Source organism: Coriobacteriia bacterium (genome assembly GCA_034370385.1).
Lineage (GTDB): Bacteria > Actinomycetota > Coriobacteriia > Anaerosomatales > PHET01 > JAXMKZ01.
In genome coordinates, this window is sequence record JAXMKZ010000022.1 from 1 (window position 1) to 13,417 (window position 13,417).

The window sequence follows — 13,417 nt, forward strand, 5'->3', positions numbered from 1 at the left end:
CACACCGCCCGTCACACCACCCGAGTCGTCCGCACCCGAAGTCGCTGGCCCAACCCGCAAGGGAGGGAGGCGCCGAAGGTGTAGAGGGTAAGGGGGGTGAAGTCGTAACAAGGTAGCCGTACCGGAAGGTGCGGCTGGATCACCTCCTTTCTAGGGAGCCTCACAAGGCACCGTCGGTACTACTCGAAGTATCGGCTGGGCGGGTCGAGTCGTAAGACTCCTCGTCCTAGAGCCAAACACGTTGATCTGGTTTGGTGTTCGAGCACAACTCACAGTATCCGGTTTTCGGGGGTCAAGCCCTCGAACGCAGTGCGCCCTTATGGGGCGCGCTCGCACCTTGACAGCTGCATAGCGCAAGATTTGATCGCGAATGGTACAGATCAAGATATTAAGAGCACACGGTGGATGCCTTGGCGTTGGAAGCCGATGAAGGACGTGGCAAGCTGCGATAAGCCTCGGGTAGGTGCACACAACCGTCAATCCGAGGATTTCCGAATGGGGAAACCCAGCTGGGGTCATGCCCAGTTACTCCCTGCTGAACACATAGGCAGGCGAGAGGCAACCGGGGGAACTGAAACATCTAAGTACCCCGAGGAAGAGAAATCAACCGAGATTTCCCTAGTAGTGGCGAGCGAACGGGAATCAGCCTAAACCCATGTATGTGTAAGCCTGAGGGCGTTGCTGCATGTGGGGTTGTGGGAGTCGTCGAGCCTGGGCCTCAGACCCGGCACGAAGTTACAAATCGTTGTGGTAGCAGAACGGCTTGGAACAGCCGGCCAGAGCGGGTAAAAGCCCCGTACGCGAAATTGCAGCGACTTCGAGACGATTTCCCGAGTACTGCCGGACACGTGAAATCCGGTAGGAATCTGGGGGGACCACCCTCCAAGGCTAAATACTCTCCAACGACCGATAGTGAACCAGTACCGTGAGGGAAAGGTGAAAAGCACCCCGAGAGGGGAGTGAAATAGTACCTGAAACCGTGTGCTTACAAGCAGTCGGAGCCCGGAAAGCTCGATCTTCGGATCGGGCAGGGTGACGGCGTGCCTTTTGTAGAATGAGCCAGCGAGTTACGGTGTGCAGCGAGGTTAAGCTAAAAGCGAGCCGCAGCGAAAGCGAGTCTTTAAACGGGCGATTTTAGTTGCACGTCGTAGACGCGAAGCCAGGTGATCTACCCATGGGCAGGGTGAAGCGGGGGTAAGACCTCGTGGAGGCCCGAACCCACTTCGGTTGAAAACGGAGGGGATGACCTGTGGGTCGGAGTGAAAGGCTAATCAAACCTGGAGATATCTCGTTCTCCCCGAAATAGCTTTAGGGCTAGCCTCGGATGTTTAGTATTGGTGGTAGAGCACTGGATGGTCTAGGGGGCTTCACCGCTTACCGAAATCAACCAAACTCCGAATGCCGGTACTCCAGAGTCCGGGAGTCAGACTATGTGGGCTAAGCTGTGTAGTCGAGAGGGAAACAGCCCAGACCGCCCGCTAAGGTCCCTAAATCCATGCTAAGTGGCAAAGGATGTGCGTTTGCTCAGACAACCAGGATGTTGGCTTAGAAGCAGCCACCATTTAAAGAGTGCGTAATAGCTCACTGGTCAAGTGGACATGCGCCGACAATTCACGGGGCTCAAGCATGGTACCGAAGCGGCGGACTTCACAATGTGGAGTGGTAGGGGAGCATTCTGTTCGGGTCGAAGTTGGCGGGTGACCGTCGGTGGACTGAACAGAAGAGCGAATGCTGGCATGAGTAACGAGAGAAACGCGAGAAACGTTTCCGCCGTAAGCCTAAGGTTTCCTGGGCAACGCTAATCGTCCCAGGGTCAGTCGGGAGCTAAGGCGAGGCCGATAGGCGTAGTCGATGCACAACAGGTAGACATTCCTGTACCACTGATAGCGCGTTATTACCGATGGGGTGACGGAGAAGGGTAGCTGGGCCGGGCGTTGGTTGTCCCGGTTTAAGGTCGTAGGGCGTGAGATAGGTAAATCCGTCTCACACGATGCCTGAGAACTGATGACGAGTCGAATGCGACGAAGTCAGTGATCCCATGCTTTCAAGAAAAACCTCTAGGGAGTTCTATTGGTGCCCGTACCAAAACCGACACAGGTAGGCAGGTAGAGAATACCAAGGCGATCGAGAGAACTATGGTTAAGGAACTCGGCAAAATTGCTCCGTAACTTCGGGAGAAGGAGCGCCTCGGCTGGTGATCACCTTCGCGGTGTGAGCCGACTGAGGCCGCAGTGAAACGGCCCAAGCGACTGTTTACTAAAAACACAGGACTCTGCTAAGTCGTAAGACGACGTATAGGGTCTGACGCCTGCCCGGTGCTGGAAGGTTACGAGGAGGGGTTAGCCTTCGGGCGAAGCTCTGAATCTAAGCCCCAGTAAACGGCGGCCGTAACTATAACGGTCCTAAGGTAGCGAAATTCCTTGTCGGGTAAGTTCCGACCTGCACGAATGGCGTAACGACTTGGGCGCTGTCTCAACCATAGACTCGGTGAAATTGTACTATTCGTGAAGATGCGAATTACCCGCGGTAGGACGGAAAGACCCCGTGAACCTTTACTACAGCTTGATATTGATCGTTGGTTTGTCGTGTAGAGGATAGGTGGGAGGCTGTGAAGTCGGGACGCCAGTTCCGGTGGAGCCACCCTTGGAATACCACCCTCGGCAGATTGGCGATCTAACCCCACACCGTGAATCCGGGTGGGGGACCGTGTCAGGTGGGTAGTTTGACTGGGGCGGTCGCCTCCTAAAATGTAACGGAGGCGCGCGTAAGGTCCGCTCAGAACGGTTGGCAATCGTTCGTAGAGTGCAAGAGCATAAGCGGGCTTGACTGCGAGACCTACAAGTCGAGCAGATAGGAAACTAGGCTCTAGTGATCCGGCGGCTCAGAGTGGAATGGCCGTCGCTCAACGGATAAAAGGTACTCCGGGGATAACAGGCTGATCTTCCCCAAGAGTCCACATCGACGGGAAGGTTTGGCACCTCGATGTCGGCTCATCGCATCCTGGGGCTGGAGTAGGTCCCAAGGGTATGGCTGTTCGCCATTTAAAGCGGTACGCGAGCTGGGTTTAGAACGTCGTGAGACAGTTCGGTCCCTATCCACCGTGGGCGTAGGTGAATTGATGGAAGCTGCTCCTAGTACGAGAGGACCGGAGCGGACGAACCTCTGGTGTACCAGTTGTCAACCAATGGCACCGCTGGTTAGCTACGTTCGGTCGGGATAACCGCTGAAAGCATCTAAGCGGGAAGCCCATCCAAAGATGAGTTCACCCACTGGGTTAACCAGGTAAGGCTCGTCGTAGACTACGACGTTGATAGGCTGCAGGTGTAAGCACAGCAATGTGTTCAGCCGAGCAGTACTAATTGGCCGAGGTCTTGATCTCATTCGTGTGAATTCCAAGCGCTATGCAGCATTCAGGGTAGCCGGCGTATGCCGCGACCCTTGAAATGAGCATATCTATGCTCCGACGTGCGAGAGCCGTCGGATGCGCTTAGTGGTTATGGCGGAGGGGGTACACCCGATCCCATTCCGAACTCGGTAGTTAAGCCCTCCAGCGCCGATGGTACTGGGCTGTAATGGCCTGGGAGAGTAGGACGCCGCTAAGTGCATCCGACGGCTCTTTTCGTTGTCCGTTCTCGCTCGCGATGCGCAAGAATCAGCCTCCGGGCTGTCTTTCGGGCGTCAGCGATCGATGACGCAGCGTGCGTGCACATCAATGGTGATGGATACGGTCAGGATTATGGTACAGTTCTTGCGGTAGCGTACGTTCTGAGCACTGCGCCTCTCTTGTGGCGCGGGGCGTATCGAGGCGATTCAGGAGGCACCATGGCGATTACCAAGGAGAGCGTTCAGGAGGCTTTGAACCTGATCAGGCCGGCACTTCAGGCGGACGGCGGAGATGTGGAGCTCGTCGATGTCACGGACGACGGCGTCGTCCAGGTCGCTTTGCAGGGCGCATGTCGCGGATGCCCCATGTCCCAGCTCACGCTGGCCAATGGCGTGGAGCGCGTGCTCAAGGAGCAGATCCCCGGGGTCGTCCGCGTCGAGGCCGTCTAGCATCTCGGTTGCAGATCGAAGGCCCACGGACCGCGAGGTCCGTGGGCCTTCGTGCGTTCCAAAGGACCGTCGGAACCGTACGGCGCGAGGGGGTAGCCGTTCGTCGGATGGGCGATTGACGCACAATATCTGGCGCCATACGATGACTGAGCCGCAAGATATGGTGTTTGCGGCCACCGACAAGAGGCGCAGGGGTCATCGCCTCATGAACTGGTTGCGTCGAGAGGGGATCTGAATTATGTCCGAGCCCGTTGAGGTCACCGGGTACTCCCGTGCCATTGACGAGATCTTGAGTCCGAACTCGCTCAAGGTCCTGCAGAAGCGCTACCTGAGCAAGAACGACGATGGCGAACCCCTCGAGTCGCCGAGCGACCTGTTCGCGCGTGTGGCAGAGAACATCGCATCGGCCGAACTCGTGTGGGGGGCGAGCGATGCCGAGGTGGCCGAGGTCGCGCGTGAGTTCTACGACCTCATGACCTCACTGGAGTTCCTCCCGAATTCGCCGACGCTCATGAATGCGGGCCGGGACCTTCAGCAGCTGTCCGCATGCTTCGTCTTGCCGGTGGAGGATTCGATGGAGTCGATCTTCGGTGCCGTGCGCGATACGGCGCTGATTCACAAGTCCGGGGGCGGGACGGGATTCTCGTTCTCGCGCTTGAGGCCAGCGGGTGACAGCGTCAAGTCGACCCAAGGCGTTTCCAGCGGCCCCGTGTCGTTCATGCGGGTATTCAATCAGGCGACGGAGGCTGTCAAGCAGGGTGGTACCCGCCGGGGCGCCAACATGGGCGTCTTGCGCATCGACCACCCCGATATCCTGAGCTTCATCAGCTGCAAGGCCGACGGTGATTTCGCCAACTTCAATATCTCGGTGGCTCTGACCGAGGAGTTCATGGGGGCCGTCGAGGCGGGTGCGTCCTACAGCCTCTACAACCCGCGGTCTCGTGAAGTCGCTGGCGAGCTCAGCGCCCCTGAAGTGTGGGACCTCATCATCGAGATGGCGTGGGCGACCGGTGATCCCGGCATCATCTTCATCGATCGCATCAACCGCGACAATCCTACGCCGCTGCTTGGAGAGATCGAGTCGACCAACCCCTGTGGCGAGCAGCCCTTGCTGCCCTATGAGGCCTGCAACCTCGGCTCCGTGAACCTGGGCAAGATGATCAGGCACACGGAGAACGGGGCGGACGTGGACTGGGATCACCTAGGCGACGTCGTTCATCGCGCGGTCCGTTTCCTCGACGACGTCATCGAGGTCAACAACTACCCCTTGCCCAGGATCGACGAACTCGCGCGCGGGAATCGCAAGATCGGCCTCGGCGTCATGGGTTGGGCAGACATGCTTATCAAGCTTGGGCTTGCCTATGACAGCGAGGAGGGCGTCGCACTCGGTCAGAAGGTCATGGGATTCATCGACGCGGAGGCCACCTCCGCCTCACGCAAGCTGGCGGATCAGCGCGGGTCGTTCCCGAACTTCAAGGGTTCGATCTACGACACCCCTGAGGGTGGCCCCATGCGCAACGCGACCGTCACCACCATCGCCCCGACCGGCACGCTGTCGATCATCGCCAACTGCTCGTCGGGTGTCGAGCCGCTGTTCGCCGTTTCCTATATACGCACGGTTATGGACAACGACCGGCTGGTCGAGGTCAATCCGCTCTTCGAGGAGATCGCCGTCAAGAGAGGCTTCTACTCGCGTGAGCTCATGGGTCTGATCGCTGACCATGGGTCGGTTCATGACATGGACGAAGTGCCTGAGGATGTGCGGCGCGCGTTCGTGACCGCCCACGATATCTCTCCGGACTGGCACATTCGCATGCAGGCTGCGTTTCAGAAGCACTGCGACAATGCAGTCTCCAAGACGGTCAACTTCGGCAGCGACGCGACGCCTGATGATGTGCGGCATGTCTATGACCTCGCGCACGAACTCGGCGTGAAGGGTGTCACGATCTACCGTGACGGTTCGAAGGAAGGTCAGGTCCTCACCACGGGCAAGTCGTCCGGATCGGGGCAGGTCGGCGAGGCGGGAGCCGTCCTTCCCGGCGAGCTGGAGCCTCGTGAGCGTCCGTCCATCACCCAAGGGCGCACTGAGAAGATCCAGACGGGTTGCGGGAACCTCTACGTGACCGTGAACTGGGACGAGTACGGCATGTGTGAGGTCTTCACTCAGATGGGCAAGTCCGGTGGGTGCGCCGCGTCCCAGTCGGAGGCCCTCTCACGCATGATCTCTGTCTCTCTACGGGCCGGCGTCGACCCCGACGCGCTTGTGAAGCACCTGAGAGGTATCCGTTGCCCGTCACCGTCATGGGCTGAAGGTGGCAAGGTGCTGTCGTGTGCCGATGCTGTCGGAATCGTGATGGAGCACGCCATCCAGTTCATGAACACCGGCCATGCGGCCACTGCTGTCTCGAAGAACACTGATGCACTTGACAACCTCGCGGGCGCTTGTCCGGAGTGCGGTGGTTCACTTGAGCACGAGAGCGGATGCGCGGTATGCCGGAGCTGCGGCTTCAGCAAGTGCGCCTGAGCGACTGAAGGAGAATCGAGGGAAGGATCGCGGTTGGCCGATCACGGCCACCCGAGAGTGTCCTTCGTGCGAAGGGGAGGCTAGCGGTGGTTCTTTCTGACCGGAGCATCAAGCTCGAGATGGCTGCGGGCAGGATTCACGTCGACCCGTGCGACCCGGACGACATCCAGCCGTCGAGCGTTGATCTGCACCTCGGACGTGATTTCCAGGTGTTCCGAAACTCACGCTACCCGTACATCGACCCCGCCAGAGAGATGCCGGGCCTGACGGAGTCGGTGACAGCGTCGCCGGAGGAGCCGTTCGTGCTGCATCCGAGCGAGTTCGCGTTGGGCACGACGCTCGAGCGCATCGCGCTGCCCGACGACATCGTTGGGAGACTCGAGGGAAAGAGCTCGCTTGGGCGACTCGGGCTGCTCATTCACTCCACGGCCGGGTACGTGGATCCAGGCTGGGACGGGCGGCTCACGCTCGAGCTCTCGAACGTCGCCAATCTACCCATCCTGCTCGTCCCGGGGATGAAAATCGGGCAGATATCCTTCTCGAAGATGACCACCGAGGTCGATCGCCCCTATGGTCATCCGGGATTGGGCAGCAAGTACCTTGGCCAGAGTGTCGCTACGCCGAGCAAGATGTACCTCAACAAGCGTCCCTAGGTTCATCGCGCGCAGCCCGAGCATCAAGCGCAAGAGCGATGTGGCCCTCAGAGCCCTTTGGTCACGTGTGAGACCACGGGGGTGGGAACGAATCCGGCGAGATACTTACCGGTGCGCGACTCCATGAACGGGAGCCACTTGAGCTTGCGTGTGATGTTTGATGCGATCGCCGACGTGGCTTCGGCGTACGCTCCGAGCGCCCGGGCAGGGTCGTGTCGGCCGACTGCGATTCCGGCGAGACGCCCGGTATTGAGCGCGTAGGAGATGCCCTCGCCGCTGGTGGGCGACATGAACCCGCCCGCCTCGCCTGCCAGCAGCACTCGGCCGCGCCCGGGCACCACGTCCCGAGCATGGCGGACTGAGAGCGCGACCCATGCCTCGCGCTTGACCGACTCCCCGAGCGGTAGAGCTTGGCGCAGCGTCTGAAGCGCCTCTTCGTGCTTCTCGTAGGGCCTCTTGGTTTTGGGGTAGAACACCGCACCCACGATCGCGACGTCGCCCTTCGGAACGACGTACGCGTAGGCGAACGAGTCGCCGATGTGGCGCATGTAGATGCAATCGAAGTACGGTTCGATCTCGCCCTCGATGGTGCAGAAGTCTTGGAGTGTGACGTAGGTCGCGACGCTGCCGACGCCCAAGGCGCGACGCACGGTGGAACGCGGACCGTCGCAGCCGATCAGGTTCTCGCAGCTTACGGTGCGATCGACGCCGTCGCCGTCGCCATTGCCGCCGCCGGTGCGTAGCGTGGCGCGAACACCCTCGGAGTCCTCGTTGAACCCGGTGAGCTGCGAGTTGCCGATGACGGTGACGTTTCCGGGAAGCAGCCCGACCAACCAATCGTCGAACGAGCTTCGGTCGACGTTGGCGAATCGCAGTGCCGTGGGCTTGCGGATGCCACGATCCCAGTCGTGGTAGCGGAAGTTGACCCAGTTGGGCTCAAGCGCCATCTCGGGGGGGAGTGTCCCGAACTCTGAGAGGAAGCCCTGGGTGTACTCGTTCAGCATCCCGCCACAACTCTTGTCTCGGGGCAGACGGGATGCGTCGGTCAAGAGAACGCTACCGCGCTCAGCCGCATGCAGTGCCGCCATGACACCTGCGGGGCCAGCGCCGACAACGACGGTATCAAAGCTGTTGGGAAGGTTGGTCGTATCCATGTCCCGAGCAGTCTAGCGCATGAGGTGTACAATTACCCACCACCGACTGAGGTTTTATGGAAGGAACTACGCGATATGTCGAAGTGTTGGGAACAACGCGGGTGCGACGAGGAGATGCAGGCCGATTGTCCGCACCCCGAGCCTCTGCGCGACAGGTGCCCGAACAAGTGCGCATTCGCCGTGTGCGATCGCCCGACGTTCGAACTCACCACCGATCCCGAGCTCATCTTCAGTGTGGACATCGATCGCGATGCGGCAATCAAGGACACCTGTCTGCACTGTCGCTTCTTCCTCACGAACGGCCCCCGGCGAGGCTAAGAGGGTGCGCGCCCGGCGCCAGCTAATGGGGATACTCCCCTCAAGAGACGCGACGATGGCGTCGCGATGCGAGGGAGGATGTTCATGGACTACTACGATGACCAGCTCACGATCTACGGACTCGTACGCGATCTGTTCGCCGCCGCTTCGGTGACGTGCCTGCTGTGGGCCCTGCATCGAATCGGCCACGGACTCTCGGTGGCGGGACGCGTCGCGGCGTACAAGGAGCTCGCCGACGCCTACACGCCCGAGGAGCGCGAGGTACTCATTCATCGCATCAAGCGAGAGTCGATGAACTACTAGATGGGCGCAGGGGATGTCGCTGCCATCCTCATCGCCTACGGTCGCGAACTCGAATCCCAAGGAGCAGCTCAAGTCGGCTCAGCGTTCACGACCGACGAATCAGCGAATGCGCTGATCGAATCCTCGCCCGACGCGTTCTTGTTGGGCGTGCTGTTCACACAGGGGATTCCGGCCGAGCGCGCATGGTCTGCTCCTGCCGAACTGCGCACACGGCTGGGCACGCTCGACATGGGCTTCCTCGCCGAGCACCCCGCAGAGGTGCGCGCAGCCGTCCAGCGTGCGCCGATGTTGCACCGGTTCAAAGAGACGCTGCCCCGATGGATCGTGGCCGCTGCACAGCGAGTCCAGTGCGAGTACGGTGGAGACACGACACGTATCTGGGCGCCCGGAAGCCATGTGCGCGAGGTCACGGACCGGCTGTCGTCGTTTCCCGGAATCGGTCGCAAGAAGGCAGTGATGGCCACCGAGATCCTCATGCGCCATTTCGGGGTCGACCTGGGGGGCCGCGAGCACGGACAGGTGGCTTTCGACGTGCAGGTGCGCCGCGTGTTCCTCAGGAGTGGATTGGCGCAGGAGGATTCGATCGCAGCGATTGAAGCAGCGGCGGCTCGGTGGTGTCCGGATTCGCCCGGCACCATGGATCTGCCTGCTTGGCTGATCGGACGGCAGTGGTGTCGTCCCAAGGCCCCGAAATGCGAGGAGTGTCGGCTCGGCACGGTCTGCCCTCGTCGGGTTCAACTCAACCCGACAGGGGTGGGGTCGACCTCAGCTCACTCCGCCGAGCGCAGCACCAGCCCGGAGAGCAGCTTCGGGTAGAAGTAGGTGCTCTTCTGCGGCATCGTCTCGCCGGCGAGCGAAACCTCTCTGAGCTGCGACAGCTCAGTCGCCCTGAGCACGATTCCGACATCGAACCCTGAGCCGACGGCCTTGAGCACCGCGTGGGGATCCTTGGTGAAGGCGATCCGATCGAGCGTTTCGGGTTGATCGGGGTGGATACCAAGGAGTGGCGCGAGTACGAGCTCTTGCACGACGGCCACGTCAAGCGACTTCCAGGCGGACGAACGCTCAAGCGGGATGGCCTGATCCAGGTCGACATCGGCGCGGAGTACGGCGAGCTGCAAGGGAGAATCTGTCCCGAGCGTGAACAAGAACGCAGGCCGCACAGGGCCGTTCAGCACGTCGTCCGGGTGCCCGGGGCCGATCTCGCTCACATCGAAGTGCTGCTTGAGGCCTTCGACGAAGCTCGGCGCGTCGAAATCGCCGCTCGCTTGTGCCATGCGATGGTAGGGGAGAACGGTGAGGTCGGGATCGTCCATGTTGACGAGCGCCATCATGACGTAGTCGTACGCGGGGTCGTGCTCACTGCCACCCTGCGAGCGCTTAAGGTCTCGATAGGCGAGTGCGGTGGTGTATCGGTGATGGCCGTCTGCGATGAAGATGCTTCGGTCGGCCATGAACTCGCCGAACCACGCCGCCACGGCCGGGTCGTCGATGGCCCACAGCGTGCTCTTCACATTGTCGGCGTCGATGGAGAAGGCCACGGGATTCGTCTGTGAGATGGCGCCGAAGACGCGCTCAGTCGCCAGCTCAGGGTCTTCGAAGAGTCCGAACACCTGGCTCAGGTTGGCGCGGGTGGCGCGGGTCAGCTCGAAGCGGTCGCCGAGCGCTTTGGGAAGCGTGCGCTCGTGGGGGAGTATCACGCCTGCATCGAACGGCTCGAGCGCGACCTCGGCGATTATGGCCCGGCGGCGCACCAGCTGGCCGGCGCTGTCGAACTCCTGCTCCAGGACGTAGAGTGCCGGGTCTTTGTCAGCTGCCAGGACTCCGCGGGCGCGCCAGGAGTCCCAGGTGGCTGCCCCGGTCACGTAGCGATTGCCTGGCACTTCGGGGTCGAGGGGGCCTTCGGGAAGTTCGAGAGCGACGACGTTCTCGGGGTCCATTGAGAGCAGTTGTTCTCGCATAGGGGGGGAGATGACATCGTAGGGCGGGGCCGTGACGCGTGACAGATCCTGGCCGCGGTTGCTGTAGCGCCATCCGCGGAACGGTCGAACTCGTGCCATGCGCTGGATGCTCCTTGATCCGAAGGGGCCGGTCGCCCGGCTGGTCGTGCGCGACAGTCTAGCGCAGGGTGCAACGCGCGTGAAGCGCTTCCGTCATCACATCACGCCATCGAGCAGAACGTAGCACACGATTCCGGCGAGCGTGGCACCAAGGAAGCTTCGGGTGCGACGGAACACGAACGCCGTGAGGATCGCAGCGGGAAGGCCGGCGTTCGACGCAAGGGGGATCCATTCTCCTCGGGGAGAGAGCACCTCAGTGGCGACGAGCGCGCCCATCACCGAGATCGGTACGTAGGACAGCCAGCGCAGGACCGGCGAGGGAAGCTCGAAACGGGACAGGATGGCCACAGGAAGAAAGCGTACGAAGAAGTTGAGCGCGGCCATACCCGCGATGACCGCAAGGATGGTGGTTTGGTCTACCTCAGCGTTCACGGAACACCACCGATGCCAAGGTGGCCGCGCACATCGAGGCGATCACGACGAACCAGGCGGGGTCGAGTCCGATGCCGAGGTGCTGGGCGAAAGGCAGTACCAGGGCGATGGCGGCGGCCATCAGTCCCGCTGCGACGGCACGCGCGTCGTCCGCGAGCGCAACGAAGAGGGCGGCGAACATCGCGGGCATCGCGAACTCCACGCCCCAGCGGGTCGGGTCACCGATCCACTCGGCTCCGACAGAGCCGAGGAGCGTTCCCAGGACCCATCCTGCCCATGCGATGAACCCGACGCCCGCCATCGATGCCGGCGTCGCGCGACCCTCTCGCAGGTCCGCGATGTTGACCGCGAAGGTCTCGTCGGTGAGCGTGAAGGCGAGCCATGCCTTCCGGCCGGAGGAGACGTCCCTCAGGTGGGGCGAGAGTGTCGTGGAGAAGAGCAGATAGCGCAGGTTCACCACGGTCGTGGCGAAGAGCGTGGTAAGAGCCGAGGATCCGCCCTTGAGAAGGGACAGGGCGATGAACTGGCCGGCACCGGCAAGCGCGGTCGCCGAGCACGCGATGGTCTCTCCGATCGAGAAGCCCAGCCTGCTCGCCAGGATGCCGAACGCGGCGCCCACCGGCACATAGCCGAGGAAGATGGGGGTTCCCAGCTTGACTCCTCGCACGAACCCGCCCTGGGCAACGGGTGTCGGTTCGGCGTGAAGGGGACACGGTTCGCGGCTGACGGGCATCTCAGACATGGCGGGGATGGTAGCACGTGGCGCGGTTCTTGTTTGCGTGCGGGGCAGAGTGTGGAGTCGCGGTCGGTGCTTTATGTCGGACCCGCGCTACAATGGGTCACGCGTTGAGTCGCAGGAGGCGGTTCGCATGGAGTTCTCGGTCACGTGCCCCATAGACGGAGTCGTCGAGGTGGGCCTCGAGGATATCGATACCGTGGTGCTTCGAGAGTCCGATCGGGCGGACATCACGTTCGTGTGTCCTCACTGCGGCACCCAGATCGGCATCACTGCGGTGGTCCCGGCCTTCCTGCTCGCTGCGATCGAGGCCTTGGCCGAAGAAGCCGGCGGCCTGCCCTCAGAGGCCCGCATCGTCGTGACTGCGGTCGAGGATGTCGCCAATCTCGCGCCGCGGGTCGACGACCCCAGTGCCGATGCCTACTGTGAGTACTTCCGCCGTCAGCTCGAGCACGTCGACTGCGTGGACGACGCGCTTGACGAGATCGATTCCAAGAACGCGCCCGCCGGCTGAGACGCGAGCCTGATGCGCCTGCGCGCGGCGCCTGCGTGGTACGATTCTGTGTGTCCTGATCGTAGGTATCGTGTGACTGAGGGGGGAATCGGATGGGCGCGGGCTTGTTGGGCTCGGTGTGCTGCGGTGGCCTCGGCGTTCTTGTCGTGGCAGTGGGACTCGCGCTCGTCGCGATGTACAACCGCTTCGTGGTCTTGCGCAATCGCGTCGACAACGCGTGGGCTCAGATCGACGTGCAGCTCAAGCGACGCTACGACCTGATTCCCAATCTCGTTGAGACGGTCAAGGGCTACGCGGCTCACGAGAGCAAGACACTCGAGGCGGTCGTTCAGGCACGCAACATCGCCATGGGCGCCCAGAGTGTCGCCGATCATGGCCAGGCCGAGAACATGCTCACCGGCGCGCTGAAGAGCCTGTTCGCGGTCGCTGAGGCGTACCCCGACCTCAAGGCCAATCAGAGCTTCCTCGATCTTCAGGAGAAGCTCTCGGACGCCGAGAATAAGATCGCCTACGCGCGGCAGTTCTACAACGACACGGTGATGAGCTTCAACACGTCCATCCAGTCGTTCCCGGCCAACCTGCTGGCGGGGATGTTCGGGTTCGCCGCGCGCGAGTACTTCGAGGCCGAGCCGGCCGCCGACGCCGTTCCGCAGGTGAAGTTCTGACGCCG

Annotated in this window: 12 protein-coding genes and 3 rRNA genes; 11 read left to right on the forward strand and 4 right to left on the reverse strand. The window is 61.6% G+C overall.

The genetic code is table 11. The features are described from left to right. The 6 genes from U1E26_04825 to dcd form a co-directional block, all read left to right on the forward strand. Window positions 1-150, forward strand: a 16S ribosomal RNA gene (locus U1E26_04825); the annotation flags it as partial. Window positions 151-378: 228 nt separating this feature from the next. Continuing rightward, window positions 379-3,379, forward strand: a 23S ribosomal RNA gene (locus tag U1E26_04830). A gap of 107 nt (window positions 3,380-3,486) precedes the next feature. After that, window positions 3,487-3,602, forward strand: a 5S ribosomal RNA gene (rrf, locus tag U1E26_04835). Between the two features lie 220 nt (window positions 3,603-3,822). Next, the gene (locus U1E26_04840; protein MDZ4168963.1) at window positions 3,823-4,053 is read left to right on the forward strand and encodes a NifU family protein; all 231 of its coding nucleotides are present in this window, start codon (window positions 3,823-3,825) and stop codon (window positions 4,051-4,053) included. Between the two features lie 238 nt (window positions 4,054-4,291). Next, entirely contained in the window at window positions 4,292-6,577 is a 2,286-nt protein-coding gene (locus U1E26_04845) for a vitamin B12-dependent ribonucleotide reductase (GenBank protein MDZ4168964.1), read from the forward strand. 86 nt (window positions 6,578-6,663) lie between these two features. Further along, a complete protein-coding gene (gene dcd, locus U1E26_04850; protein MDZ4168965.1) occupies window positions 6,664-7,230 on the forward strand; it encodes a dCTP deaminase in 567 nt (188 codons plus the stop codon). A gap of 47 nt (window positions 7,231-7,277) precedes the next feature. On the opposite strand, the gene U1E26_04855 is transcribed toward dcd, so the two are convergent. Continuing rightward, window positions 7,278-8,384, reverse strand: a complete 1,107-nt coding sequence (locus U1E26_04855) for an FAD-dependent monooxygenase (GenBank protein MDZ4168966.1) — start codon at window positions 8,382-8,384, stop codon at window positions 7,278-7,280. 75 nt (window positions 8,385-8,459) lie between these two features. On the opposite strand from U1E26_04855, the gene U1E26_04860 reads away from it, so the two are divergent. The 3 genes from U1E26_04860 to U1E26_04870 all read left to right on the forward strand — a co-directional run bounded on the left by U1E26_04860 (window position 8,460) and on the right by U1E26_04870 (window position 9,821). Further along, window positions 8,460-8,702, forward strand: coding sequence for a hypothetical protein (locus tag U1E26_04860; GenBank protein ID MDZ4168967.1), 243 nt, complete (start codon window positions 8,460-8,462; stop codon window positions 8,700-8,702). Between the two features lie 84 nt (window positions 8,703-8,786). Further along, window positions 8,787-9,005: a hypothetical protein gene (locus tag U1E26_04865; GenBank protein MDZ4168968.1), complete on the forward strand. Its 219-nt coding sequence runs from the start codon at window positions 8,787-8,789 to the stop codon at window positions 9,003-9,005. After that, window positions 9,006-9,821 (forward strand): hypothetical protein, encoded by an 816-nt coding sequence (locus U1E26_04870; protein MDZ4168969.1) that lies wholly within the window; start codon window positions 9,006-9,008, stop codon window positions 9,819-9,821. It begins immediately after the preceding gene. Here U1E26_04870 and U1E26_04875 read toward each other — a convergent pair. From U1E26_04875 to U1E26_04885, 3 genes are all read right to left on the reverse strand, one after another. Further along, entirely contained in the window at window positions 9,776-11,065 is a 1,290-nt protein-coding gene (locus tag U1E26_04875) for a DUF1015 domain-containing protein (GenBank protein MDZ4168970.1), read from the reverse strand. The two genes, U1E26_04870 and U1E26_04875, sit on opposite strands and share 46 nt — an antisense overlap. Before the next feature lie 96 nt (window positions 11,066-11,161). Then, window positions 11,162-11,497, reverse strand: coding sequence for an AzlD domain-containing protein (locus tag U1E26_04880; protein ID MDZ4168971.1), 336 nt, complete (start codon window positions 11,495-11,497; stop codon window positions 11,162-11,164). Then, window positions 11,487-12,164 (reverse strand): AzlC family ABC transporter permease, encoded by a 678-nt coding sequence (locus tag U1E26_04885; protein ID MDZ4168972.1) that lies wholly within the window; start codon window positions 12,162-12,164, stop codon window positions 11,487-11,489. The genes U1E26_04880 and U1E26_04885 overlap by 11 nt, the downstream gene beginning before the upstream one ends. Window positions 12,165-12,366: 202 nt before the next feature. Here U1E26_04885 and U1E26_04890 point away from each other — a divergent pair, with 202 nt between their 5' ends. After that, on the forward strand, window positions 12,367-12,747 hold the full coding sequence (locus U1E26_04890) for a hypothetical protein (protein MDZ4168973.1): 381 nt from the start codon (window positions 12,367-12,369) through the stop codon (window positions 12,745-12,747). Between the two features lie 92 nt (window positions 12,748-12,839). Beyond that, entirely contained in the window at window positions 12,840-13,412 is a 573-nt protein-coding gene (locus tag U1E26_04895) for a LemA family protein (protein ID MDZ4168974.1), read from the forward strand. Window positions 13,413-13,417: the final 5 nt, after the last annotated feature.